We start from the raw sequence: 25,253 nt of genomic DNA on the forward strand, positions 1-25,253 counted from the left end.
CCCGTATGAGCGAACCTCCCGCCGGGAATCGCCGATCGACCCGCAACCGGGACGTGGACTGGGGCAGATGGCCGGTCCAGGAGTACCTGGCCGAGAACTACCGCGAACTGCATTCCTGTGATGCCGCGGTGATCAGACACCACTCGGCCTTCTACCGGCAGTTCGCGCCAGGGTCCATCCAACGCTCCCTCGAATTCGGTGCCGGGCCGAACCTGTACCCGCTGATGTTGGCCGCCGCCGCCAGCCGCCGTGTCGAAGCAGTCGAGCTCGGCGCCGGCAACGTCGCCTATCTGTCCCGTCAGCTCCGCGAGGGCCCTGACGAGAGCTGGCAGGCGTTTTACGCGTTGTGCCGCCGACTGGACCCCGCGCTGCCCCCTGCCCTGACCGACGCGCTGTCCCGTGTGCACATCGTGCACAGCGATGCACGATCGGTCCCACGCGGCACCTACGAACTCGCTTCGATGAACTTCGTGGCCGAGAGCGTCACCGAGGACATGGACGAATTCACCGAGTTCTGCCACTCCTTCGCCGAGTCCGTGCGCCCGGGTGGCCACCTCGTCGCCTCGTTCATGGAGAACATGCCGAGCTACCGCATAGGGACGGTATCGCACTGGCCGGGCTGCCCTGTGGACCGGGCGGTGGTGCAGAGCGTCTTCGCTCCCTGCACCGAGCGGCTCGCGGTCACCCGCATCGACGCGGACCCCAGCCTGCCCGACTACGGAGACACCGGCATGGTGCTGATGAGAGCCGTCAGAACTCGGCAGTCACCTCCGGCGGGACCCGGTACCGAGCGCGCGCCGAGGCGCCACTCGGGGAGTCCAACACCTTCCCCAGGGTGAAGGCTGTGTCGACCAGGGCGATATGGCTGAATGCCTGAGGAGTGTTGCCGAGCTGTCGGCGCCGCTCCGGGTCCCATTGTTCGGACAGCAGACCCACATCGTTGCGGATGTCCAGGACCCTCTCAAAGGTCTCGCACGCCTCCTCCGCACGACCGGTCGCAGCGAGCGCGTCGGCGAACCACAGCGAGCAGGCGACGAACGTACCCTCGGGCCCGTGCAACCCGTCCACGCCATGCACCCCGTGCCGGATGTGCGCATAACGGCGAAGGAACCCGTGGTCGTCCAGCCCCCTGATCGCCTCGACAGTGCTCAGCACCCGCTCGTCATGAGCCGGGAGAAAGCCGAGCTTCGGGATCAGCAGCAGCGAGGCGTCCAGCGCCTGGGAGCCGTAGGACTGAACGAACGCCCTCTGCCCGTCGTCCCAGCCCAGCCTGCACACTTCTTCGTGCACCTCACGGCGCATCTGGCGCCAGCGCCCGTCCGAACCGTTCATTCCCAGCATGTGCGCCATGCGCAGCGCCCGGTCTGCGGCGACCCAGGTCATCACTTTGGAATGGACGAAATGCCGCCTGGGCCCACGCACCTCCCACAATCCCTCGTCGGGCTCACGCCAGTGCTCACCGAGGTAGCTCATCAGCGAGTTCACCAGGCTCCACATGTGGTGCTGGATGGGGATACCCGCGCGCAGCGCGAGGTGGAGCGTGTCCAGCACTTCGCCGTAGACGTCCAACTGGAGCTGGCTCACTGCCGCGTTGCCGAAGCGCACGGGCTGGGAGTCCTGGTATCCGGGCAACCACAGGGCCAGTGACTCCTGGAGCCGCCGCTGTCCCGCCAGACCGTAGAGCGCCTGCAGGTCCGCCGGATCGCCCGCAATGGCCCGCAGCAGCCAGTCGAGCCATGCCTCCGCCTCGTCCCGGAACCCGCTGCGCAGCAGACAGGACAGGGTGAGGGTGGAGTCGCGGAGCCAGCAGAACCTGTAGTCCCAGTTGCGTTCGCCTCCGATGCATTCCGGCAGGGAGGTCGTCGGGGCCGCGACGATGCCGCCGGTGGGCTCGTAGGTGAGCGCCTTCAGCGTGATCAGCGAGCGCACCACCGCCTCGCGCCAGGGCCCCCTGTAACGGCACTTGGCCGCCCAGTCCTCCCAGAAGTCGACGGTTCTGCGGAGCGCGGCATGCGGGTCGCCACAGCCGGGTACGGACAGATGGGAAGGCGACCAAATGAGCATCAGGGCCAGATGTTCCCCCGCCGAAATCCGGAAGTCGAAGAACGTGCGGTCGTCGGCCGCGTGGACATGCACCTGCTGATCGGCGCCCAGCCACACGGAGTCCGGGCCCGCCACCGCGACGGTGTACGTCTCAGTGGAACGCATCCAGGGGACTATGCGGCCGTGGTGGAAGCGAAGTTTCAGCTCTCCCCGCATGTCGACCGTTCCCGAGAGGCCTTCGATACGGCGCACCAAACAAGGCGAACCGGCACGCGGCGGCATGAAGTCCGTGACCTTCACGGCACCTGACACGGTTTCCCAGAAGGTGTCCAGCACCAGGGTGTCTCCCCGGTACGCCCTACGGTTGCATGTTTCCGCGCCTGCGGGCGAGACCCGCCAGTACCCGTTGTCCTGCGTACCGAGCAGTGCCGCGAAGCAGGCGGGAGAATCGAAGCGGGGCAGACACAGCCAATCCATCGACCCGTCCCTGCCGACAAGGGCAGCCGTCTCCAGGTCGCTGATGATGGCGTAGTCCTCGATCAGCCTGGGCATAGGGGGACATCGCCGTATCCTCTTGGCGTCACGGTGACAATTGTAGGATCGGCACCAGTAGATCGCACCTGGACCCGTGTTGCCCGGGCATCAGGGCGATGGCCGGAAGTGTCTTCGCCTATGTCCTGCGTTCCCAGGCTCGCTCATGACGTGTCCCTCTCCTGACCACCGCTCCGATCCCGCTCCACGGCACGTAGGCCGGGCAGATAGAGGAAGGCCAGGGTGACCACTGCGCCGATGACGCCGGCGCCGATGAACGTGCTGCGTACTCCCACGGCCGCGGCGACGGGAGCCGCAAGGGCGTAGGACAGCGGCAGGAGCGCGAGCGAGACGAACCAGTCGACGCTGGATACCCGGCCCAGCAACTCGGCGGGTACGAGCCGCTGCTTCGCCGTCGACCAGGCAATGATCCCGGCCGTCTCCAGTCCGTTGACCACGGCGCAGGTGACGGCGAGTTGCCAGCTGCTGTTGGCGAGTCCGTATCCGGCGACCCCCAGCGTGGCGAAGGTCCAAGTCCAGTACATAAAGGTGATGAACCGGCCGGGCAGCCCGGTCTGCCCTACGATCATCGCCGCAAGGATGGCACTCACACCGCCGCTCGCAAGCACCAGTCCCAGCTCCGTCGCCGACCCCTGCAGCACGTGTTTGACCATGTACGGCAGCAGAACCTCGGTGGGGCCGAGGAAGAGCAGGTACGCGAAGGTGGCCGACACGAAGGTGCCCCAGAGCCAGGTGTTGGCCCGGACATAGCGGAGGCCCGTGCGCAGGTCCTTCCACAGCGACTCCCGCTCCTGGGCGTCGTCAGGCGGCAAGGGCCGAAGACGGGCCAGGCACACGGCGGAGAAGGCGAAGGTGAGAGCGTCGAACCCGAAGGCCCAGCCGGGTCCCACTCCCGCGACGAGCCCGCCGCCGAGGGCGGTTCCACCGATCTGTACGGCTGTCGGGCGGACGAACTGGTCGAGTGCGTTGGCCCCCACCAACTCCGACCTGGGGACGAGAGTGGGCACGGTGGCGTCGAATGCCGGCGGAAAGAACCCGGATGCCGCGCCGTACACCGCGACCACGCAGATCACGTGCCACAGTCGCAGCATGCCGGTCAACGCGAGGATCGCCAGCGTCGCCAGGCAAACACAACGGGCCAGGTCACTGGAGAGCATCACCTTGCGCCGGTCGAAGCGGTCACTGACCACACCGCCGACCAGCACCAGCGCAATCTGCGGGACAGCCATGGCCACACCGACGACGGACATCGCGCTGGGACTGCCCGACAGCGTGTAGACCTGCCATGCGAGCGTGACGAGCAGCACTCCGTCGCCCAGCAGCGAGACACTCATCCCGATCCAGAGGAGCCGGAAGTCGCGGTGAGCCAGCGGCGTCAGCAGCCGCACTCGCCGGGCGCCTCCCGCAGCGTCGAGGATCCTCATTCAGGTCCTTGGGCCAAGAGGAACATCACACCTATCTCCAGGGGCTTCACCTATGCCTGGGGGGACCTCGACGATGGAGCGACTGCCGCTGCGGATGTGCCTGCCACGGACCTCGTCGAGAACCGCTTCGCACACCCGGGCAGAACCCCCACAGACGTTTGAGATCGCCCCACCGGGGGACTCGAGTCGCACACCGCCGCCGACCCGCAGTCCGACCACAGGTTCCTCCTTCCAGGCGCCGGCCTCGCGTGCTCCCAAGGGCTGCGATGAAGGGGGCCCTGACAGACTTGGGCGGGTTGCTGCGCGCGATGCTGTTGATGAGGCATCCGAGTGCGTCGGCGTACGCACAGTACCTGCAGTCACGCGACGTGCCGCTCATCAACACGGACGTCGTCGTCGCACCGCCGGCGCGGGATCGGGACCGGGCATGATCCAGGCCGGGTCGCCACCGATCTCGCGGTGGTGCTCGCCGACGGCCGTGAGGCGATCGCGGATCCGGCTGTGCTGAGCTGGAGAGCAGCTCCGCGCCCGACCGGGGGAAACAGGGCACGGAGCCGCCGATTTGAGGACCCTTTCCGGCAGCCAACGCAGTGAAGCGCTGTATGGACGGCTGATAGTCAGTCAACGACCCCCAGGCGGGCACAGCAATCTTGAGATTCCGCGGGACAGGATTTTCGCCGGTAACGGGTGGGCGTACTCGCCGGCCGCTCCGGTGCACCGGCTGGTGTGGATTCCGAGCGGTATCTTCTGCGCGGTCGTTGGTGGGCGCCGTTGTGATGTTGGTGCACTACTACCGCATGACTCGATCAGGTAGGGGTGCATGAACGGCTCGCCTCCGGTCGGCGTGACCTCGGTGACGATGGGTGCCGAGGCAAACCGCCCGGGTTTCTCCCTCATCCACGTGATACGAACCTCGGGAGGGGACTGAATCGCCGGCCGCAGAGGCGACGAGGCCCCCACCGCCGATCACGGCAGGGCCTCGCGCGCTGTCGCTCGCGTCTTTGCAGCGCCGCCTGTTACGCAGCGCCGAAGTCCTGCGTCCAGTAGTTGCCGGGCTGCGCGAGGCCGACGCCGATCTCATTGAACGCGCAATTGAGGATGTTGCGCTTGTGGCCAGGGCTGGCCATCCAGCCCGCCATGACGCTCTCGGGAGTCGCGTAACCGTAGGCGACGTTCTCGCCGTAAGTACTCCAGGCGTAACCGGCACGCGTGATCCGCTCACCTGCGTCCGATCCGTCGGAGCCGGTGTGGGACATGTTCCGGTGAGCTGCCATGTCCTTGCTGTGATCCTGCGCAGCCTTGGTCAGTTTCGCGTTCAACGTCACCGGGGAGCATCCGGCCTTGCTGCGCTCACTGTTGACGAGTGCCACAACGCGGGCGACATCGCCCGACACCGGCGAAGCCGGCTTCGGCGCCGCCGGCTTGGGCGAAGCCGGCTTGGGTGCGGCCGGCTTCGGCGCGGCCGGCTTCGGCGCAGCGGGCTTCCGGGTGCCCGGCGTCGTGGTGGCGGTCTGCGACTCCGACGCAGTCGGCTTCCAGTCCCGCTTGTGCCCCTCCCACCGATGGTCGTTCCCGTCCCACTGCCGACCGGAATGTGCACTCTTCCACGGGTCGTGGGACCGGCCCTCCTGCATCTCCTGCGGGTCTATACAGGCCATGGCAACAGAGGGCACACCCACGGCCGCCACTGCGACCCCAGCGATGATCGTCTTCCGGTAGTGCGTCGTTCTGCGGTGCTTGCTCATGTGTGACCTCACTCGTCATCGCGGAGCGCCACCGCGAGCGGTTGGCCTGGCCCGTTCTGGTACGTGACCTGCGGAGACGCCTTTGCGGGCAGTCATTGTTAGGACCGCTGCACAAGGAGTGCAACGAGCACCCGCCACTACTCTCATTCGTAGAGACGGACTGCTCTTGCCACGGACCCAACCGACATGCAGGGACGCACACGGGGACTCACCGAGTTTGTGACACCTCGTCAAACCGCCTGCGCCGTCAGAAGACAGCCACATACACCGAACGGACCGAAGGCGCCTGAACACCGCGAACGGTATGTCCGCACCGAGACGGACAAATGGCCTCATGTCACCAGCGAGACGTCTACTATCGACTCTCATAAGTGCCGGAATCGGCTGTGGCGGATGTCACGGAACCATTCCTTCCGCTTCTTCTCCGGTCATGGGCGAACCCTCTTGCCCCATTGGCACGACAACCGGCGAGCCGATACCGGCCCTGGGGCCTCACGGCGGCCTGACGCAAGGCCTGGCCCGGAGCCTGCAGGCGCCGGCGTATGTCGCTCCTGCCAGCGCCGCCTGTCACGCCTCGGCGACAAGGGCTCGTACGGCATTCCCGCCACCCATGACCGGAGCTGCAGAAGTCGCCGGCGCCAGCAGTGCGGCCGGCGTCCCAGTTGCCCGGAGATGTGAGGCCGCGGCCGAGGACGAGAGCGGCCTTCTCTTCCACCTGGCCGGCCACCGGCCCCCGCCCACCGACGGGGTGACCCGCCCGGCCGGCGCCGGCCTGGTGTGCAGGCTCGACCTGCTCGGCGACACTCGGCCCCGATGCTGTCCTGCCTGGCGAGATCAGAGCCGGTCGATTCCCCACCAACGAAATCCTCGACGCCCTGTTCAGAAGAGATCCTCACCGGGCAGGTCGGCGGCCTCGCGGATCCGGATCGGCGACGAGCTCCTCGTCGGCGTACTTTCAGGTGGGGTCCATTCCCCCGTCCCCGCCCTCCCCCGACGGAACGGACTCGTCGGGATCCTCTGCAGAGGGCTCATCCGCGCAGGTCGGGCGGGAATGCTCGTCCGCGAGTCCGGCTCCTCCTCCGGCTCCGGAGGTGCGAATTCATTTCCCTGATCGGACATGGCCTCCGATTCCTTCCTGTGATGACGGTGTACGGCTTCATCGCTGCCCTTCCAGGCCCCGTCCGCATGCCCATCTGGCCAGCAGAACCGCACGCTCGGGACCGTCGGCTCAGTGGATCCCTGGGTGGACTCCGCGGCCACCCTCGTGTACGCCCAACGGATATTCGGCCCCTATGGAACAAACAGGATGAATCCCTGGGCAGCGACCGGTCCGAACTCCGCAGGGCTTCTTCTCGTCGTCCGCAGGCCCCGGCCGGTTCCTTGCGGTGATGGACCGCTTGGAGCGTCATCCGCGCAACAACCGGGTGATCAACCGTGTCCGGCGGGCGGTGCATGGGCTTCTCATGGGACGGGGCAGGGATTTCTTGCACGGGAGGCGGCTGGGGCACCCCGTGCATCTATCGTGCAAGTGCTGATCGGCAGCTGGTTCTCCGCGGCAGTGCTCGACCTGCTTTCCGGGCAGCGCCGGGGAGCGCGCGCCCTGGTCGGGGTGGGGCTTGCCGCGGATGCCCCGGCGGCCGCGGCGGGCTGGGTCGACTGGGCGGACCTGCAGCGCCAGCAGGAGGGCCTTGCCCAGTCGGATGCGACCTTGTGTCCGGGCGGGTGAACGACCCCGCGTACAACGCCACGGCCGGCATCGCGGGGCTGGCGGCCGTGAGTCTCGGCGGCGCGACCGGCGGCCACCTCGTCTGCCGGCAGGTATCTGGCGCCCACCACGCGGAAGCGGTAGACGACGTGCGGGTCGTCGTGGTGCGTGAGGGCGACGCCCCTGAACCTCGACGCACCGGACCGCGCGAACCGGTGCGCCAAGCGGCCTGCCGATATGCCGTGCGTCCGGCCCCGGCGGGCAGGCCCTTCAGGGAGGAAGCCTTGGTGCTGTAGCGGACGGCGGGTTTGCGTCCGGTTCCCCTCCATGCGGGGACGGGCAGGACGGGCGCGCGGGGCACTTCACCCGCACCGTGACAGCGCCGTCCTGCAGGCGTTCACAGAGATCATCCCGCAGTCCGAGGCCCGCGCTGGACAACGCGGGTGACTCCTACAGCCAGTACGGCGTGCCGATCGTTCGCAGCACACATCACCCACCAGATCCCGTTACCGTCCCGTGTGTTCCCTATGTCTCTCTCTCGGGGATGTGTGATGCGTCGACTCACTGTGGGGCTGGCCCTGCTGTCCTCCCTCGTCTCCTGGCCCTGGCTCACGGGACCGGCCGACTCCGACCCGGGGGCACCGGCGGCCCGGGCCACCGGCCGCGGCACGAACATCCTGATCGTGGGGACCGACAGCCGTTCCGGCTTGTCTGCTGCCGAGAAGCGGCGCCTTCACGTCGGCGGCGAAGGCTGCGACTGCACCGACGTGATGATGCTCGTACACCTCTCCGACGACCGGCGTCGTGCGAGCATCGTCTCCATTCCCCGGGACAGCTACGTCGAGTACGCCACACCGGAAGGCGCCACCACTCCGGCCCGCCGGGGCAAGATCAACGGCGCCTTCAAAATCGGCCGGGGCCCCCTCGCCGTACGCACCGTCGAGAAGGTTACCGGGCTGCACATCGACCACTATCTCGAGACCGGCTTCACCGGCTTCGAACAGGCAGTCAACAACCTGGGTGGCGCGACCGTATGCACGGACAAGCCGCTCAAGGACGAGAACTCCGGCCTCGACATCACCGCGGGAAGACATCATGTCGACGGTAACGGAGCACTGCGCTACGCCCGGGCCCGGCACATCAACCCACCAGGAGACCTCGGCCGTGTCCGCCGCCAGCAGCGGCTGCTCGCCGACATGCTGGCGGACCTGACAGCCCGAGGGGCGCTGGGCGACCCCGTGAGCGCGGCGACCACGGCTCACAAGCTGCTCAAATCCGTACACACGGATGAGCGGACGGGCCTGGTTGATCTCGTCCGCATCGGCTGGTCCCTCGGGCGGCTGTCGGCGGACCGGACGGAGTTCGCCACGGTACCGATCTCCCACTTCGACCACCGGGTGCCCGGCGTCGGCTCCACTCTCCTCTGGCACAAAGGCCGCTCCCAGGCCCTGTGGGACGCCCTGCGCGCCGACCGCCCCATCACTGGCGACACCCGCATTCTGCCCGTACCCGAAACACGCGCCGAGACCGATCCTGCCCGGATCAAAGTACGCGTCGACGACGCCACCGTGGCCAAGGCTCTTCGGCGGAACGGATTCGCCGTGACGGACACCTCGGCTTTCGCTCCGGCGGTACGACCCGCAGGCCCCCCTGTCATCACCTACCCGATCGGGCGTGAGGCGGATGCGGCCACATTGGCCGCAGCACTGCCCGAGGCACACCAGCGGGCAACCTCGCGGACCGATGCCGTCTTCGACGTCGCCGTCGGTTCCGAGCCCGTCGCGGTCAGAACCGTCACCTACGACCGCAATGTCGCAGAAGGAGCCCCCGTCACAGCGGACAGCCTACGCTGCTCCAACTGACGAGGGCCCACGAAGGCGTTGAGCGAGGCCTCTTGCCGCCGGACGCCTCTCCTGACTCGCAGAACGCGTCACGTTTTCGGCCAGTTCGAGCGGACGACTCCGCAGTACAGCGCTCCCGGTCCGAGCGACACGGGAGAAGCTCGACGACGATCCGACCAAGCAGGCCCAGCAGGTCTTCGGGCGGGCCCGACAACTGGCCGATCGGGGTGTCCACCTTCGACGGGGCCGTGCCGGTGCAGAGCAATGCCAGACTCCCAAGGCTGGTTCACCGTATGGCGCGGTGACCTCGCCGCGGCGATGGCGGTCCAGCAGGGCGGCCGGGGTGGCAAGTCAACGGGCCGCTGCCGGCCGCGGCGCTGAAGGCGGGCAGCAGACCGCCCTCCCCGCTGAAGGTGATCGCGACCGCGGAAGCGATCGATGACCACCGTACTCGGCGCCGGATCCCTTCGGGGACGTAACGGTTGGTCCGAAGGAGCCTCTGGTCCGCAACGCATTCCGGACCCATAGCACGCAATTGATCACTGCGGCAAGTCCTCTATTTCTCCGCGTGGCTGGTTATGATCGGCACCCCTGCGTCCCACCGAAGCCGGACCGGCCCTTCCCCCGTCCCTCCCCAGGACCACGCCTGGCCCGGTTGCTGGTCTGCCGCCCGCTTTCGCCTGCTCCCGAGGATTGATGTCTCCCATAGAAACCGAAGGGTCACGAGGCCGGTCGACGGCTCGTCGGCGGCGTGCCGTACGCCTGCGTACGCTCCTCATCTGGCTGGCGGTGGTCCCCACCGCGGCGATGGGTGTCCAAGCCTTCATCACCGCGGACCGGTTGCTGGACCGTGCGCATCACCTGCGCGCCGACGTGGCGGCCGGTGAGCGGATCGGCGTACCTCTGTACGAGCTCATGGTTGAGATGCAGGCCGAGCGGACGGTGACCGCCGCGCGATGGGCGGGCTCATCCGTGTCCGAGGAGGACCTGCGTAAGCGGCGTGCCGCCACAGACCTGGCAGCCGCCGAGTTCCGCCGGTCGTCGTCCACCGGCGGGGCGCGATCCGAGCAGGCGGACCGTCGCCTCCTGGAGGTGACGGAAGGCCTCGACGACCTGGATGCCTACCGTGAACGCGCGGACGCCCGCAGCGGCAGCGTCGACAGTGTGATCGCCTACTACACCGGCGTCATCAGCCAGATGGTGCGCTTCTACCAGGACGAGTTCAGCCACACGGAAGACAGCGGGCTCACTCAGGAAGGCCGCGTGGTCGTCGCCATGTTCTCGGCCTCCGAGATGATGGCGCAGCAGGACACGATCCTCGCCCAGGCCGGGCCGTCCAGGGAACTGACCACCTCCAAATTCGCCGAAATCGTCAACGCCATCGGCGCCCACAGGTACCTGTACGACATGTGGATTGTGCCGTATCTGCCTGTCGAGGAGAACGAACTCTACGCTCAGATGGCCCACTCGGACGCGTGGCAGACCAAGACCCGCATCGAGAACGAGGTCGTGTCCGAGCACACGGACACCCGATACGACGTGAAGCTGCCCCAGGCGATCAGCGGCTGGTCGGCCGCGCGCGAGAAGTGGGCGCCGCAGTTGGAGAGGCTGAACGCCAGCCGGGCGCGGGGGCTGCTCGCGCAGGCCGACACCAAGGCGGCGGAGCTCGAGGCCGAGGTCGCCTGGCTGATCACGGGAAGCGGCGGCGCGCTGCTGCTTGTCACAGTCGTCGTCGTGTTCACCACGCGCTCGGTGCTGCGCCGCCTGCGCCGTCTGCACGAACGCACGGTGACCATCGCCGAGGACACGCTGCCGGAGGTCGTCGCCCGCCTCCAGCGGGGGCAACCCGTCGCAGCCGACACGCTGCCCGCGGTCCGCGGAGACCGGGACGAAGTCGGACGTATCAGCGACGCGTTCGCCCGGGTCGTCGCCGTATCCGTCGACGGTCACCAGACACTCGCGAACGAGCGACGCGGCTTCGGCATGTTCGCCGCGGGCATCGCCTCACGCACTGGAAATCTGGTCAGCCGCCAGTTGAGCCTCACCGAAGACCTCCAGGACGCCTTCGGCCACGACGAAGCGCTGCTCGCCCAGTTGATGCGGGCCGACCAGTTGACGGTGGGCATGCGGCGGCAGATCGAGAACCTGCTCATCCTGGCGGGCGGTGAGATCCCGGACCCGCACACCGAGCCCATGCGCGTCGCCGACCTGCTGCGCGAAGCCGCAGCTGAGGTCGAGGACTTCCGGCGGATCGAGCGGCAGGCCCTGGAGGAGATCAGCGTGGAACCGCGCGCGATCAGCCAGATCAGCCACCTTCTGGCGGAGCTGCTCGACAACGCAACCCGATTCTCCCCGCCGAAGTCGAAGGTCGTGATCAGGGCGGACCTGGTGGCCGACGGTCTGTCGGTCGAGATCGAGGACCGCGGTCCGCGAGTGACGCCCGCGAGCTACGAGGAGATGAACGGGCGGCTCCACTCCGCCCCGCCGTACGCCGTCCTGGCGGAGAACGCACACCGGCTGGGTCTCTTCGTCGTCGGCCACCTCGCCGAGCAACTCCGGGCCAGGGTCACGTTGCGCAGGTCGGTGTACGGCGGGACGTCGGCCATAGTGATCATTCCCAATGAGCTGCTCGTGCCGACCGAGCGGGAAGAGTCACGCAAGTCGGAGCGGCCCGTTCCCCCTCAGCCCGTCCCCGCCGAGCCTCTCCCCGCACCGCGCCGCCTCGATGAGCGCAAGCCCGACCTGGTCCTGCATTCAGGCTCCGGCCTGCCGAGCCGCCGGACGCATGAACGGTCGCGTCAGAGCTCGCTCCCGGTTCGGCCCGTGGCGCCGAACGGCGACTCGCGACCCGCCCTGCCCGAGCGTGTCCCGCAGGCCCATATCGCCGAGCAACTGCGCGAGCCACGCGCGCCGGAACCCGTGGTCCCTCAGAACGCGGCGACACCTGAAGAGGTTGCCGACGCCTGGGCGGACTACGAACGCGGAACCCAGACAGCAGAAGAAGAGCTCCGACAGGACCAGCCATGACGACGACATCGAACGACATGATCTACAGCATCCTGGACAACAACCTGAGCAGGATCGCCGGCGTCCAGGGAGCCGTACTCCTCTCCAACGACGGGATCAAACTCAGCGCCTATCTGCTGGAGAGGCCGCAGGCGGAGCGCATAGCAGCGGCGTCCTCCGGGATCGCGGCCACGATGAAGGCGATATCCAGGGAGGTCGACGGTGGCCGGGTGATCCGCCAGCTGGTCGAGATGGACGACCGGTATCTCTGCATCGTCGGGTGCGGAGAGGGCAGCACGCTCATCGTCGTGACCTCGCGCAAGGCACGGCTCGGGGAACTGGGCGGCGAGGCGGTGCGAACCGCGCAGGCGCTCGGTGAGTGGCTGGGCACACCTGAGCGCACTCAGGCGCCCACGTCGTAATGCCGGACGATCCGCAGCACAAAGGCCGCCGCCGGACTCGGCTGTACGCGCTGACCGATGGCCGTACAGCCGCTTCGCACACCGTCCTGACCATGGACACCACGATCACGGCGGCGGTCGCCGCGGACGCCCGCGGTGGCCTGCCCACCGAGTGGCAGGCCATCCTCTCCATGTGCCCGGCTCCGGACGGGCGGGCGGTCGCCGAGATCGCGGCCCGGATGCACATTCGCCTCACTCCGATGACCGTCCTTCTCGGTGAACTCGCGGACCGCGGGCTGATCCAATACCGGCCGCCCCTGGCGGAGGCCGAGACCACCAATGTCCACTTGCTCATGAGAATCAGGGACAGCCTTGCCCGAATATGACTCCCCTGCCCGGGAAGCGGCCCCCGTCAAGATCCTGATCGCCGGGGGATTCGGCGTCGGCAAGACGACGCTGGTCGAGACGGTCTCCGAAATCGAGCCGCTGCGTACGGAGGAGCGCCTGACGGCCGCGGGGGTCGGCGTGGACGACCTCGACGGAATCGAGTCCAAGACGGTGACCACCGTCGCAATGGACTTCGGCCGTATCACCCTCACCGACGCCGGGGTCGTCCTCTATCTGTTCGGTACGCCAGGCCAGGAGCGCTTCTGGTTCATGTGGGACGACCTGCTGAACGGGGCTCTCGGAGCGATCGTGCTGGTCGACACCCGGCGACTGGACCGCAGTTTCCCGGCCGTCGACTTCTTCGAGAACCGCGGGCTTCCGTTCGTGGTCGGCGCGAACTGCTTCAACGGCGAGCAGCTGTACACCGCGGAGGAGATCGGTGCGGCGCTGCATCTGCGTGACCCGAACACTCCCGTACTCATGCTCGACGCCCGCTCCCGTCAGGACGTCCGTGACGCCCTGCTGTCGCTCCTCGACCTGCTGATCGCCAAGGCAAGGGCCTCTGCGTCCGTCTGAAGGAGCCAGCCGACGCCCATCGGCGTGGACCCGTCTGCGCCGACTCCTCGGCCAGGGCGACGAGTTCGGCGAACAGGCCGCCCGTAGCGGCCAGTTCCTCGTACCCGCCCCTGTTCGATCACACGCTCTCGCTCATGACGATGCTGCGGTCGGCCAAGCGCGTGTTCTCGTGCCGGCGCCCGGGACCAAGCGGCGGCGCAGCAGCCGTTCCACGGCGCGGCTCGCCAAGTTGCTGAGCGATGTCCACGAGCGGCAGCACGGCGGGACCGGCAGCCACAATGCGCTCGCGCGGGCAGCCTTGCGGCCACGTCCCGTCACTCCGTGTGCGAGACATATAGCCCTATGTCACAATTTGGTTCAATCGCTCCCGCAGTCCGCCGGGAGCAGCAGCTGTCCACATGGGTCAGCTTGCTCTCAGACTTCTCGGAACCAGGAGAGTTCATGAGTCCCGAATCCAAGGCACGGTCCTCGTACGGGCCGCTCCCCCGACGCAGCACATGGCTTGCCGGCACCACCCTCATGTCCCTCACCCTCGTCCTTGCAGGCGCCTCGAGCCCCGTACTCGCCGTGGCACAGCCTGCCAGGGCGACCACTGCTGCGAACGTGGCGGACGCGACGGACGGCGAGGAGTGCCGGCCGGGAGACAACGACGGCAGCTGCTCCGACAAGCCCAACGGCAACGGCGTGCTGTGCAATGACATCGACGCCTACAGGCCCAACGGCGAAGAGGTCCGAGCCGTCACCTACAACGGCGAAACGTTCGCCGGTATCCGGAGCCTCACCCCCAGCGCGACGCCGTTCGTCTGGTCCGACCTCAGCGACAACGCGGACTACCCCAAAGGCGCTTGCTCCGTCGCCATCGTCCCCCAGAACGGCAGCTTCTCGGTCGAGCTGCTGACGAAGACCGGAGAAATCTGGCGGACGGAGTGCACGATCACCCAGGGCACCCCTGACACCCTCGTGTGCAACGCCCCCTGGGTGGAGGGGACCACGCCGTTCGAGAACGGCGTCATGACTCCTTGATCCGTATCATCGAGGCCCGCACGCGGAGGCGTGGGTCTGTCAAACGATTGAACATTTGACAGACCCACGCCGGGAAACAAGGACAACAAGAGCAGTGACAGCCGAAGCGTCGTGACCGCTCCGGCAGGCAACCAAGCCCAGCACCGGGCGGACACGGTCGCCATGCCGGCCGTGAGGGCGAGGCACGTTCTGGCTGCCTGGCCGCGGTGGATGAGGAAGTCTTGGCGCCAGTGTCCCCCTGGCCGCTGACAACGCTTCGTCCGGCTGCGAAGCAACGTCTCTGATGCCTCGCGGCGAGACCGGACGGCGGGGTGATGCCGGACCCCCGACAAGCCTCTCGATCGAGACCTGTGCAGCCGCAGGGACAGGGCCGGGGCGCTGGACACCGCCACCCCTCATGCACCGTCACGGCCTCCCCGCCCGGGAGGGCCCCCGCCGAAATACGCCGACAGCGCCACCGCCAGATCCTCGCCGCCCGGCGCTTCACACGTGGGCGCAGCATCGACAACCCGCACCACCCCGTCCCAGTTTCGCGCCTCCTCACGATAGGCGTCAGCCTTCTCACCGAAGAGCAGCAGCAGGGGCCGACCCGCCTCCAGAAGCCCGATCACATCGGTCGCTCCCTCCGGCGGCGTCAGCACTACGTTGCGCAGGAACGTTCCCGCGGCCGGCGACGGACACTCGGTGAAGCCCGGCAACCGCAACACCGTGTCCTGACCACTGATCACCTCGCCGAGATACGACGCATCGTCCCCACCCGCCGTCAACAGCCCCGTGGACAGACCACGCAGGGCGTCGAACTCAGGCCCCGGCCGCATCAACGCCAGCTGTGCCCGGGCATGCTCGATCACCCGCGCCACCGCCGGCCGCTCCAGATCGTACGTGTCCAGCAGACCCTCGCCCGCCTCCCCCCGCACGGCGAGCGCCAGCTTCCATCCCAGGTCCAAGGCATCCAGCACCCCTGCGCTCAACCCCTGCCCGCCCACCGGGAATTGCACATGCGCCGCATCTCCCGCCAGGAACACACGATCCGATCGAAAGGACCGCGCCAACCGCGCGAAGTCGCTGAACCGGCTCAGCCAGCGCCCCTCCTTCACCACCACCTCCCGTCTCACGATCCGCGAGGCCTCCCCGCTCAACTCCTCCACGGTGACCGCATGCCGCCGGTTCCCACGAGCGCCCCCACAATCCAGAGTCCGAACCAGCTTCGCTCCATCCGGACCCGGCGTCACCCCACCGGGCCGCCCCCCACCACAACAGCCTGCACCCGCCCCAACGCCCCACCTGACATAACGCAACCCCCTCAACCCCGACACAACACCCCAACAACACACGAAACCGAAAGATACCGCCCAAGCCGTTTCCTCCACCAGAGGCATCACGCGCAATTGGGCGGCCAACTCCGCTGCGGCTGCCGCCAGTTCGACACGCGGAGCAGCCGGTTGCCGAACCGGCCTCCCCATGGGACCTGCGCAGCAGCCCACGTCTGCACAGGCGGAAAATCGGTGTCCGGCGTGGCGCGGTGCGCGATCATGGACCGGACACGGGCACGCGAGCAGACGAATGAGGAAGCGCCACCCATGCCTGTGCCTGCTGACCCGACGGTTCTCCACCCGATGCCCGAGCAGCCCCGGGTGGTGCTGCTCAGGCCGCTGGTGAAGTCCCCGCTGATCGAAGTCGGGGAGTACTCCTACTACGACGACCCGGACGACCCGACCGCGTTCGAGACGCGCAACGTGCTCTACCACTACGGGCCGGAGAAGCTGGTCATCGGCAAGTTCTGCGCGCTGGGCACGGGAATCCGGTTCATCATGAACGGCGCCAACCACCGTATGGACGGCCCTTCGACCTTCCCCTTCCCCACCATGGGCGGCTCGTGGTCAGACCATTTCGACCTGCTCACCGGTCTGCCCAACCGAGGGGACACCGTTGTGGGCAACGACGTCTGGTTCGGCCACGGCACGACGGTCATGCCCGGCGTGCGGATCGGTGACGGCGCGATCATCGGCTCCGGCTCGATGGTCACCGGCGACGTACCCGACTACGGCATCGTCGGCGGCAACCCGGCCCGTATCATCCGCGCCCGTTACAGCGAGCAGGACGTCGCCCGGCTGCTGGCGGTGGCCTGGTGGGACTGGCCCGCGGAGCACATCACCGAGCATGTGCGAACGATCATGTCGGGCAGCATCGCCGATCTGGAAGCCGCCGCCCCGGACACCCCGCCCGCGTGACGGGTTCGGGGCGCCTGCGGCGGCGTGTGCGGGCAGGCGCCGTGGCGGCGAGGCCCAGCCCGCGGAGGCCGACGGCCAGAGTCCGGACATGCCGACGAGCGGCGAACCGACCAGGGCCCATTTCTCCGGGGCCCGCTTCTGTGTTCTGCTGGAAGAACCGGCCCCTCTCGTCACACCCGGCCGGCCGTCGTTGATGCCGCCCGTGTCCGTGGTGGAGCGTCCGGCGGTCGCGGCAGGGACCGGGCCCCTGGAAGGAGCGCCATGCTGCACCTCCGCATCGCGACCCCCTCGCCGGCACAGTCCGGCAACGTTCTGCCCCGGCGTGATCTGGCTGTCGCGTGGTTCCTCATGGTCCTGCTCGCCGGGACGGCATGGATTCTCACTGTGGCCCAGTCCCGCGACATGGGCATGGAACCGGGGACGATGGGGCTGGCGCTGCCTCTCTTCCTGCTGCTGTGGGTGATCATGATGGTGGCGATGATGTTCCCCTCGGTGGCGCCGGTGGCCATCACCTGGGCGCGGTCGATCGGCCGGCAGTCGTCCGGCGCAGCCCGCGCCGCGCGCATCGCCCAGTTCGCCGCCGGCTACCTGCTGTCCTGGACGGCATTCGGTCTGGTCGCCTACGGAGCGCTGGCGGCGACCGGAAGTCTGGTGGACGGCCATCCCCGTGCAGGTCGCTGGGTGGGCGCCACCGCATTCCTGCTCGCGGGGCTGTACCAGCTCGGACCGCTGAAGCGGGTGTGCCTGCTCCATTGCCGGAACCCCCTGGCGCACCTGGTCCGGTACGCGCGCTTCCGGCCGTGGGCACGAGATCTGCGCGTGGGCGCGCACCACGGGCTCTACTGCGTGGGCTGCTGCTGGGGCCTGATGATCGTCCTCGTCCCGCTCGGTGTGATGAACCTGGCCGCCATGGCCGGGCTGGCGGCGGTGATCTTCCTCGAGAAGCTGTGGCGGTGGGGCCCGTGGCTCACCTGGGCGGTCGGCATCGCCTTCCTGGTCCTGGCCGTACTCGCTCCGTTCCATGACGGGCTGTTGCCCGGGCTCCATATGTCCGGGCCGTCGATGTAGCCGCTCGCTTCCGATGCAGCCGCTCGCTTCCTGTGCCGGTCAGGCGCACGATGGAAGGGAAGCCGCTCGCGTCCCGGGAGCGGGCTCGGGACGCGCGGCTCGCCACTCCGAGTGGGCCTCCCTGGGGCCCGACGGGAGGGAAGCGACATGACAGAGCAGGTCACTACCGATACGCGCTGGCACCTGGCCGGCGACTGGTTCGATGTGTGCAAGTGCGCCATTCCGTGCCCCTGCACGTTCGCGCAGCCTCCTACCTACGGCGACTGCGAAGGCGTGCTGGCCTGGCACATCCGGGAAGGCAACTTCGGCGACGTACGGCTCGACGATCTCAACGTGGTGATGCTCGGCTCGTTCGTGGGCAACGCCTGGGCCCGCGAGCACACCGACGCGTACGCCGCTGTCTTCTTCGACGAGCGCGCCGACGAGGGACAGCGCGCCGCCCTCCAGAGCATCTTCGGCGGTGAGGCGGGCGGATGGCCCGCGGAGTTCGGCGAGATGTTCGGTCCCGAGATGCGGGGCATGGAGTTCGCCCCCATCCGGATCGAGATCGACGACGACCTGGCCGCCTGGCACGCGGAGATTCCCGGGCGGGTGTCGGCAGACGCGGAGGCGCTGACCGGGCCCACCACCCCGGAAGGGGGACGGGTGCAAGTGCACAACGCGCCGGGCGCCGAGGTCGGGCCGGGCCAGGTCGCCACCTGGGGACGGGCCACCACCGATCACGCCGACGCGTACGGCTTCACCTGGGACCGCTCCGGGAAGTCGAGCAAGCACTTCCCCTTCGACTGGAACGGCGGTCCGGGCTGACAGCGTCACCGGAGCGCGCCCCGCGCCGGGTCGGCGTGACAGGGTGTCAGTGCCCCTCTGCCGGGCGGCCGGAGACCGGCCTCACCGGCGGACGGGAAGGGCGCGGAACCTTCGACGGGCGGTGGTCTTGGGCAGTGGTCTTCTCGGCCACCCCTTCCTCACGGGCACCCGGCGTTGCACCGGCTGCCCGTAGGATGGTTCGATCATGGAATCGAAGACGCACGTCGAGATGATCTCCGTCCCCGCGGGCCGGGTTGCTCTGTCGGATCGGCGAACGCGGCGCAGTTGGTCGGTTGATCTCGCCCCCTACGAGCTCGCCGCGTTCCCGGTCACGCAGAGTCTGTACGCGCAGGTCACCGGTCGACGGCCCAGCTCCGGGCCGGGTGACCGGCTGCCTGTCGAGTGTGTTTCCTGGTGGGACGCCGTCCGGTTCTGCAACGCCCTGTCCCGGCGCGAAGGGCGCGCGCCCGCCTACCGCCTGCATTCCGACGGTGAGGGCATCGAATGGGACGCTGACGCCGACGGGTACCGGTTGCCGACGGAAGCCGAGTGGGAGCACGCCTGCCGTGCCGGTTCGGAAGGACCGCGCTACGGGCCCCTCGACGAGATCGCCTGGTACCGCGGCAATTCGGACGAGCGCATCCACGAGGTGGGCGGCAGGCGTCCCAACGCCTGGGGCTTCCACGACATGCTCGGCAATGTCTGGGACTGGTGCTGGGACGTCTACGACGCCGAGGTCTACGGCACCTACCGGGTGCTGCGGGGCGGCGGCTGGTTCGACGAGCACTGGAGCTGCCGGGCCTCCGCGCGGCGCCGCAGTCACCCGACCTTCCAGGTCGACGACGTGGGCTTCCGCGTCGCGCGTTCCCTCGATCGTTGATCCTCGCCTGTCGTGGCGGCTTCGCCGTCGCCCGCACCGGTTGTCGCGTACCGGCATCAGCGGCTCTGGGACAGAGTCCGTGCGATGAGGTGGGTGGCAGGCGCCCGACTTGATAGGCAAGCCATGACTTGCCTATGGTGATGGCCATGGCGGAGGACGTCTTCAAGGCGCTGTCCGACCCGACCCGCCGGCGCATCCTCGACGAACTGGTCGAACGGGACGGGCAGACACTGTTCGAGATATGCACACGGCTGGTGACCATGCACGGCCTGGGGCTGTCCCGCCAGGCGATCAGCCAGCACCTGGCCGTACTGGAATCCGCAGGTCTGGTCCGTTCGCGGCGCGAGGGCCGCTACAAGTTCCACGATCTGAACACCGAACCCCTTGAGCACATCGTGACCCGGTGGCTCAGACCCGACAGACCGGAGAGCACACCATGAGGATCCACCTGTCCAGTGTCTTCGTCGACGACCAGGACAACGACGGTATCCCGGCCACGTCCTTCGCCGTGGACGATGTGGTTGCCGAGTTCAACCGGTTGCGCGGGCTCGGCGTGCGCTTCACCCAGGATCCGCTGGAGATGGGCCCGGTCACCACCGCGGTTCTGGACGACACCTGCGGCAATCTGATCCAGATCGTGCACAGCGAGTAAGACACCTCATAGAACACATCGAACGCATCGAAAACTCGTCGAAGCCGTTTCCTGGCGTCCTCTTGTCAGATGCCTCGGTGCACGATGTGCCCGCCGGTCACCGTGAGGCGTACCGGGGCCTCGGCGACCTCGTCGGCGGGTGCTTCGACGGGGTCGAGGCCCAGGGCGGTCAGGTCGGCCCGGAGCCCTACGGCGATGCGCCCGGCGACCGCCGCTTCGCCGGCGGCGAGAGCCGCGTGGGTGGTGCAGCCCTCCAGAGCCTGCAGACCGGTGAGTCCCGCCCGCGCGGAGGCCGCTCCCCGCGGTGTCCGTGCGGTCGCCAGGACGGCGCGGGCGTCGTAGTGGGCGATGGGCCAGTCCGAGCCGAGAGCCACGACCGCGCCCGCGTCCCGCAGGTCCCGCAGGCGCCAGGCACGGGCGGCACGCGTCTCCCCCAGCCGCACGGACCACTCGTCGGACCGGTCGGAGCGGGTGTAGCCGGTGTGCGGGGGCTGCATGGAGGCGATGACGCCGAGCCGGCCGAACCGTGCGACGGTGTCGTCGGGTGCGGACTCGATGTGTTCCACGCGGTGCGCGAGGCGGGCGCCCGGCCCCATCGACTCGACGGTGTCGAGGACGTGGCGCACGGCCGCGTCCCCGATCGCGTGGGTCGCCGTCCGCACTCCGGCACGGTGCAGGAAGCGGACGGCGTCGCTGTACGCGGACGGGTCGGGCCAGAACGCCTCGGTGCCCTGCCCGTGACAGTCCGGGTGCTCCAGCCAGGCCGTGCCCCCCTCGACGGTGCCGTCCATGAAGAACTTCACCCCGCCGACCCGCCAGTGCCGCCCGGTGCGGCTCTGCAGTGCGACGAGCTCCTCCAGGGCGTCCTGGTCGGCGCCGGGCATGCACCAGGGGGCGAAGCGCAGGCGGAGCGGCAGGATCGTCTCACGTGCCGCGGCGCCGACGAGGTCGAGGTCGCCGAGGTCCATGACATGGGCGCCGGTGAGCCCGGTGGCCGCCATGGCGGACAGCAGCTCGCCGAGCCGGGCGCGCCGCTCGGCGTACGAGGGCCGGGGCATGACCGCCGTGACGAGGTCCATCGCGGCGTGTTCGACGAGGTGCCCGGTCAGGCGGCCGTCGGCATCGGTCGCGAGGTGGGAACGCTGGGCGAACTTTCGCGGCCCGGTGATGTCCGCGGCCTTCAGCGCCGCTCCGGAGACCAGGGCGGAGTGCCCGTCGTACAGGCGCAGGAAGGCGGGGGCCCCGTGCAGAGTGTCCTCGATCAGGGCCCGGTCGACGGGCCGGCCGCCGAACACGTTGTGGTCCAGGCCGAAGCCGATGACCCATCCGTCGGTCCGCTCCGCGGTGGCGAGCGCCGCCCGCAGCCCGTCGAGGTCGCGGACCGCGGACAGATCGATCCCGGTGGCCATCGCCAGGCCCCACACGGGGTGGCTGTGGCAGTCCACGAGGCCGGGCACGAGGCAGGCGCCGCCCAGGTCGACGACCTCGGTTGCGGACCCGCGCCAGTGGCGTACGTCGCCTTCGTCGCCGACGGCGGCGATCAGCCCGTCCCGTACGGCGAGCGCGGAAGCGTACGGGCGCTCGGGGTCGAGGGTACGCACGCGGGCGCCGGTGACGACGAGTTCGGCGGTGGGCATGGGGAGGGTCTCCTTGGCGGCTCGGGTGGGCTGTCGGCCGACAGCGGCGAGGTTCGACAGCGGCGAGGTGCGGCAGGGGCGAGGTGCGGCAGCTGTGGGGGTGCGCGGCCCGGCTGGACGCCCCGGGCCGCGACCGGAGGGGTTACGGGGCTTCGGCGGCATCCGCTTCGGCCGGGGGCTCGGCGGCGAAGCGCGCATATGTGTCCGGCCTGCTGCGGCGCAGCCATCGGGCGAGTGCCAGCCCGGCGAGGAAGACCGCGGGAACGATGCCCGCGAGCACCGTGTTCACGGTCGCGGAGGCGCCGGTGAACAGGTCGAGGTGCGTGACCACCAGGACGATCGCGGTGGTGAGGAGCATCGCCGCGGCGACGGGTGCCACGACCGTGCGCAGGACTCCCTCACGGTGGCTGACGCGCCGGAAGTGGAGCGGCACGGCAAGTGCGGCCAGCAGCTGCAGTGCCATCAGGCCGAGCATGCCCGGGGTGTTCACCCACAGCAGCAGCTGCCCGTACGGATCGGCCCCGGCCGCCGCGAAGGCCAGGACGACGACGGCGCCGAGGACGGTCTGGGCGATGCCCACGACGTACGGAGAACCGTGGCGCGGGTGGATGCGGGCCAGCACCTTGGGGAGGATCCCTTCCTCGGCGAGGGCGAGGCCGTAGCGGTTGATGGCGTTGTGGAACGCGAGCAGGGACGCCAGGACGCTGGTGACGATGAGGACGTGCATCGCATCGGCCGCCCATGCGCCGACGTAGGTCGTGATGGCGGAGAAGAACAGTCCGGCGGGGTCGCTGCCGGCTGCCTCGACGACCTCCGCGTCACCGAAGGCCTGGATCGCGGTCCAGACGATGAACGCGTAGAACAGGCCGAGGAAGCCGACGGCGAGATACGTGGCGCGCGGCACCGTGCGGGAGGGGTCGCGCGCCTCGCGGCGGTAGATGGCGGTCGATTCGAAGCCGGTGAACGCGGCGAAGGCGAAGGCCAGCACGGCCGCGGTGCCCGGCACCAGCACATTGCCGGGAGTGAAGGAGGCCAGGGACAGGCCGTGGGCGCCGCCCTCGATGAGCACGCCGGCGGCGAGCAGGACGAGGATGCCGGTCTCGGCGGCGAGCAGTACGCCGAGGATCTTGGCGCCGAAGTCGATGGAGCGGTAGCCGCCGTAGCCGATGAGCAGCAGGCCCGCGAGTGAGACGGGCAGCCACGGGACGCCGGTTCCGGACAGGGCGTGGACGGTGTCCTGAGTGGCGGTGCCGAGAAGTCCGTAGACGCCGATCTCCATGCCGTTGTAGCCGATCAGGGCGAGCAGCGCGGCGCCGACGCCTGCGCCACGGCCGAGTCCGCGGGTGATGTACGCGTAGAAGGCGCCGCCGCCGCGGACGTGGCGGCTCATGGTGGTGAACCCGACCGCGAAGACGGCGAGGGTGATTCCGGCGAGCAGATAACCGACCGGGGCGCCGATGCCGCCGAGCAGGATGGCGAGCGGGGCGACCCCGGCCATGACGGTGAGCGGGGCGGCGGCGGAGACGACGAAGAACGCGATGTCGGCAGTGCCGAGCGACCCGGAGCGCAGGGACGGGGCGGGGCTCGTGGTGCTCTCTGCGGGGCGCGTGCTGGAGCTGGTGACGGGCATGAGGGAAAGCCCTTCTGGCGGCGGGCGGGGACAGGGGCGGGGGCGGGCGTGCGGGGTGTCCGGAGCCCGTAAACCTAAAGGCTTTCGGTTTTGGCAATGTAGCCTCCTCCTCAGACGGCTGGGAAGACCTCGAGGGGAACGAACGACATGGGACGACCGCGCACTCCCCTGCTCGACCGGGAGCGCATCACCACCACAGCGCTGGAACTCCTGGACGCGCAGGGCGAGTTCAGCGTCCCGCAGATCGCGCGCCGCCTCGGTGTGCAGACCGGCTCCGTGTACCACCATGTGGACGGCCGGGACGGCATCGTGGAGCTGCTGCGGGAGCGGGTGGCGGAGGCCATCGACATCGCCGCCCTGGACGTCCGGCCCTGGGACGCGGGCCTGGCGGCCTGGGCGCGCTCCTACCGTGCCGCCTTCGCCGCGCACCCGCGGGCCATTCCACTGCTGATGACGAATCCCGTGCGGGCTCCCCGCGTCCTCGAACAGTACGAACGAGCCGTTGCCCTGCTCCTCGACGCGGGTTTCCCGACGGGCGACGTCATGCCGGTCGTCGTCGCCCTGGAGAACGTCGTCCTCGGATCGGCCCTGGACCTCGCCGCCCCCGCGGCCATGTGGGAGATCGCCGACGAAGCGGCCACCCCGCGCCTGGCCGAGGCGCTGGACGCGGCCGGCGAGAACCGTGCGGACCGGGCCTTCGATCTCGCGCTGGAGGGCTTCCTGTCGCACGCACGGCGCAGGCTGGAGGCGCAAGGGGCGCGACCGGTGATCTGAGCCGCCGCCCGGCTTCACCCGAACGGCTCAGTCACCTGCGAGAGGTGGGTGGGCGGGTCGCAAGGTGGTCCCATGTGGTCCCGACGAATCGTCCTGGGTGCGGGAGCCGTGGTGCTGGCTCTGCTGGTGATGCGGGACGCCCCGTCACGGCCCTCCCGGCCCGAACGCGTCGCCGTCGGTCCCGCGGCTCCGCGGCCCCCGATCGTCAGCCGGAAGGCGTGGCGGGCGGACGAGAGCATGGTCAGGGAGCGTGCGACGTACACGGGACCGGTGAGCGCGGTCTTCGTCCACCACACCGGTCATCTGAACGGTTACGACTGTGCCGAGGCCCCACGCATGCTGCGGGCGATGCAGAAGGACCACATCGAGAGCGAAGGCTGGGACGACATCGGCTACAACTTCGTGGTGGACCGCTGCGGCACCATCTACGAAGGCCGGGCCGGCGGCGTCGGACGACCCGTACAAGGGGCGCACACCAAGGGCTTCAACGCCGACACCATCGGCATCGCGGCGCTCGGCACCTTCGGGCCCGGCACGACGGTCCCGAAGGCGCTGGAGTCGGGGATCGTGAAGGCCGCCGCCTGGAAACTCCGGCCGGAGGCCGACCCCCGTGGCACGGTCCGGCTCGTGTCGACGAACGACGAGAGCACGTACAAGGAGGGCGAGACGGCCCGACTGCACGTCATCTCGGGGCATCGTGACAGTTTCCGCACGGACTGCCCCGGCGAGGTGCTGTACGAGCGCCTGCCCGTGATCCGGGAGTCCGTGGCCCGGCTGCGGCAGCGCTGAAGCGGCGGCCACGGGTGCGAAGGCGTCCCGCAGACGGTGCACGGTGGTGCCGACGGCGAGGCGGTGAAACGCGTACGCGGTT

The 25,253-nt window shown here is 69.1% G+C and carries 22 protein-coding genes and 2 pseudogenes; 18 read left to right on the forward strand and 6 right to left on the reverse strand.

Going from position 1 to position 25,253, the window contains the following annotated elements; genetic code table 11:
• The first annotated feature begins 5 nt into the window (after positions 1-5).
• Positions 6-839, forward strand: coding sequence for a class I SAM-dependent methyltransferase (locus tag OGH68_RS00730; RefSeq protein ID WP_264241291.1), 834 nt, complete (start codon positions 6-8; stop codon positions 837-839).
• Here the strand turns inward: OGH68_RS00730 and OGH68_RS00735 are convergent.
• From OGH68_RS00735 to OGH68_RS00745, 3 genes are all read right to left on the reverse strand, one after another.
• Positions 751-2,595: a glycoside hydrolase family 15 protein gene (locus OGH68_RS00735; RefSeq protein WP_264241292.1), complete on the reverse strand. Its 1,845-nt coding sequence runs from the start codon at positions 2,593-2,595 to the stop codon at positions 751-753. The two genes, OGH68_RS00730 and OGH68_RS00735, sit on opposite strands and share 89 nt — an antisense overlap.
• A 143-nt stretch (positions 2,596-2,738) precedes the next feature.
• The gene (locus tag OGH68_RS00740) at positions 2,739-4,019 is read right to left on the reverse strand and encodes an MFS transporter (RefSeq protein WP_264241293.1); all 1,281 of its coding nucleotides are present in this window, start codon (positions 4,017-4,019) and stop codon (positions 2,739-2,741) included.
• Between the two features lie 1,016 nt (positions 4,020-5,035).
• Complete coding sequence (locus OGH68_RS00745; protein ID WP_264241294.1) at positions 5,036-5,764, reverse strand: CAP domain-containing protein; 729 nt, start codon at positions 5,762-5,764, stop codon at positions 5,036-5,038.
• A 610-nt stretch (positions 5,765-6,374) separates the two neighbouring features.
• Here OGH68_RS00745 and OGH68_RS36310 point away from each other — a divergent pair.
• The 9 genes and pseudogenes from OGH68_RS36310 to OGH68_RS00790 form a co-directional block, all read left to right on the forward strand.
• A pseudogene (locus OGH68_RS36310) lies at positions 6,375-6,569 on the forward strand (hypothetical protein); the annotation flags it as partial.
• Between the two features lie 723 nt (positions 6,570-7,292).
• Positions 7,293-7,490: a hypothetical protein gene (locus OGH68_RS00755; protein ID WP_264241295.1), complete on the forward strand. Its 198-nt coding sequence runs from the start codon at positions 7,293-7,295 to the stop codon at positions 7,488-7,490.
• Positions 7,487-7,765 carry a hypothetical protein gene (locus tag OGH68_RS00760; protein ID WP_264241296.1) on the forward strand — a complete coding sequence of 93 codons (279 nt, stop codon included), beginning with the start codon at positions 7,487-7,489 and terminating at the stop codon, positions 7,763-7,765. Before OGH68_RS00755 ends, OGH68_RS00760 begins: the two co-directional genes overlap by 4 nt.
• Positions 7,766-8,020: 255 nt before the next feature.
• Complete coding sequence (locus tag OGH68_RS00765) at positions 8,021-9,331, forward strand: LCP family protein (protein WP_264241297.1); 1,311 nt, start codon at positions 8,021-8,023, stop codon at positions 9,329-9,331.
• A gap of 675 nt (positions 9,332-10,006) precedes the next feature.
• The gene (locus OGH68_RS00770; protein ID WP_264241298.1) at positions 10,007-12,337 is read left to right on the forward strand and encodes a nitrate- and nitrite sensing domain-containing protein; all 2,331 of its coding nucleotides are present in this window, start codon (positions 10,007-10,009) and stop codon (positions 12,335-12,337) included.
• Entirely contained in the window at positions 12,334-12,738 is a 405-nt protein-coding gene (locus tag OGH68_RS00775; RefSeq protein WP_100105847.1) for a roadblock/LC7 domain-containing protein, read from the forward strand. Before OGH68_RS00770 ends, OGH68_RS00775 begins: the two co-directional genes overlap by 4 nt.
• Positions 12,738-13,103, forward strand: a complete 366-nt coding sequence (locus OGH68_RS00780; protein WP_264241299.1) for a DUF742 domain-containing protein — start codon at positions 12,738-12,740, stop codon at positions 13,101-13,103. Before OGH68_RS00775 ends, OGH68_RS00780 begins: the two co-directional genes overlap by 1 nt.
• Positions 13,090-13,680 carry a GTP-binding protein gene (locus tag OGH68_RS00785; protein WP_264241300.1) on the forward strand — a complete coding sequence of 197 codons (591 nt, stop codon included), beginning with the start codon at positions 13,090-13,092 and terminating at the stop codon, positions 13,678-13,680. The genes OGH68_RS00780 and OGH68_RS00785 overlap by 14 nt, the downstream gene beginning before the upstream one ends.
• Positions 13,681-14,121: 441 nt before the next feature.
• Positions 14,122-14,703 carry a hypothetical protein gene (locus tag OGH68_RS00790; protein ID WP_264241301.1) on the forward strand — a complete coding sequence of 194 codons (582 nt, stop codon included), beginning with the start codon at positions 14,122-14,124 and terminating at the stop codon, positions 14,701-14,703.
• Between the two features lie 395 nt (positions 14,704-15,098).
• Here the strand turns inward: OGH68_RS00790 and OGH68_RS00795 are convergent, their stop codons facing one another.
• The gene (locus tag OGH68_RS00795) at positions 15,099-16,166 is read right to left on the reverse strand and encodes an FAD-dependent monooxygenase (RefSeq protein ID WP_319020168.1); all 1,068 of its coding nucleotides are present in this window, start codon (positions 16,164-16,166) and stop codon (positions 15,099-15,101) included.
• 117 nt (positions 16,167-16,283) lie between these two features.
• On the opposite strand from OGH68_RS00795, the gene OGH68_RS00800 reads away from it, so the two are divergent.
• From OGH68_RS00800 to OGH68_RS00825, 6 genes and pseudogenes are all read left to right on the forward strand, one after another.
• Positions 16,284-16,934, forward strand: coding sequence for a CatB-related O-acetyltransferase (locus OGH68_RS00800; RefSeq protein WP_264241303.1), 651 nt, complete (start codon positions 16,284-16,286; stop codon positions 16,932-16,934).
• Between the two features lie 261 nt (positions 16,935-17,195).
• The gene (locus tag OGH68_RS00805; protein WP_264241304.1) at positions 17,196-18,002 is read left to right on the forward strand and encodes a DUF2182 domain-containing protein; all 807 of its coding nucleotides are present in this window, start codon (positions 17,196-17,198) and stop codon (positions 18,000-18,002) included.
• A 147-nt stretch (positions 18,003-18,149) separates the two neighbouring features.
• Positions 18,150-18,809, forward strand: coding sequence for a DUF1326 domain-containing protein (locus OGH68_RS00810; protein WP_264241305.1), 660 nt, complete (start codon positions 18,150-18,152; stop codon positions 18,807-18,809).
• Positions 18,810-19,014: 205 nt separating this feature from the next.
• A complete protein-coding gene (locus OGH68_RS00815) occupies positions 19,015-19,689 on the forward strand; it encodes a formylglycine-generating enzyme family protein (RefSeq protein ID WP_264241306.1) in 675 nt (224 codons plus the stop codon).
• Positions 19,690-19,835: 146 nt separating this feature from the next.
• Entirely contained in the window at positions 19,836-20,129 is a 294-nt protein-coding gene (locus OGH68_RS00820) for an ArsR/SmtB family transcription factor (protein ID WP_264241307.1), read from the forward strand.
• Positions 20,130-20,170: 41 nt separating this feature from the next.
• Positions 20,171-20,341, forward strand: a pseudogene (locus OGH68_RS00825) (VOC family protein); the annotation flags it as partial.
• A gap of 65 nt (positions 20,342-20,406) precedes the next feature.
• On the opposite strand, the gene OGH68_RS00830 reads toward OGH68_RS00825, so the two are convergent.
• Together OGH68_RS00830 and OGH68_RS00835 are read right to left on the reverse strand one after the other, a co-directional pair.
• A complete protein-coding gene (locus OGH68_RS00830) occupies positions 20,407-21,978 on the reverse strand; it encodes an amidohydrolase (protein ID WP_264241309.1) in 1,572 nt (523 codons plus the stop codon).
• A 142-nt stretch (positions 21,979-22,120) separates the two neighbouring features.
• Positions 22,121-23,608: an APC family permease gene (locus OGH68_RS00835; protein ID WP_264241310.1), complete on the reverse strand. Its 1,488-nt coding sequence runs from the start codon at positions 23,606-23,608 to the stop codon at positions 22,121-22,123.
• Between the two features lie 147 nt (positions 23,609-23,755).
• On the opposite strand from OGH68_RS00835, the gene OGH68_RS00840 reads away from it, so the two are divergent.
• Both OGH68_RS00840 and OGH68_RS00845 read left to right on the forward strand, forming a co-directional pair.
• Positions 23,756-24,382, forward strand: coding sequence for a TetR/AcrR family transcriptional regulator (locus OGH68_RS00840; protein ID WP_264241311.1), 627 nt, complete (start codon positions 23,756-23,758; stop codon positions 24,380-24,382).
• A gap of 72 nt (positions 24,383-24,454) precedes the next feature.
• Complete coding sequence (locus OGH68_RS00845) at positions 24,455-25,171, forward strand: peptidoglycan recognition protein (protein ID WP_264241312.1); 717 nt, start codon at positions 24,455-24,457, stop codon at positions 25,169-25,171.
• The last annotated feature ends 82 nt before the right edge of the window (positions 25,172-25,253 follow it).

It is taken from the genome of Streptomyces peucetius, from assembly GCF_025854275.1.
GTDB classification, from domain to species: domain Bacteria; phylum Actinomycetota; class Actinomycetes; order Streptomycetales; family Streptomycetaceae; genus Streptomyces; species Streptomyces peucetius_A.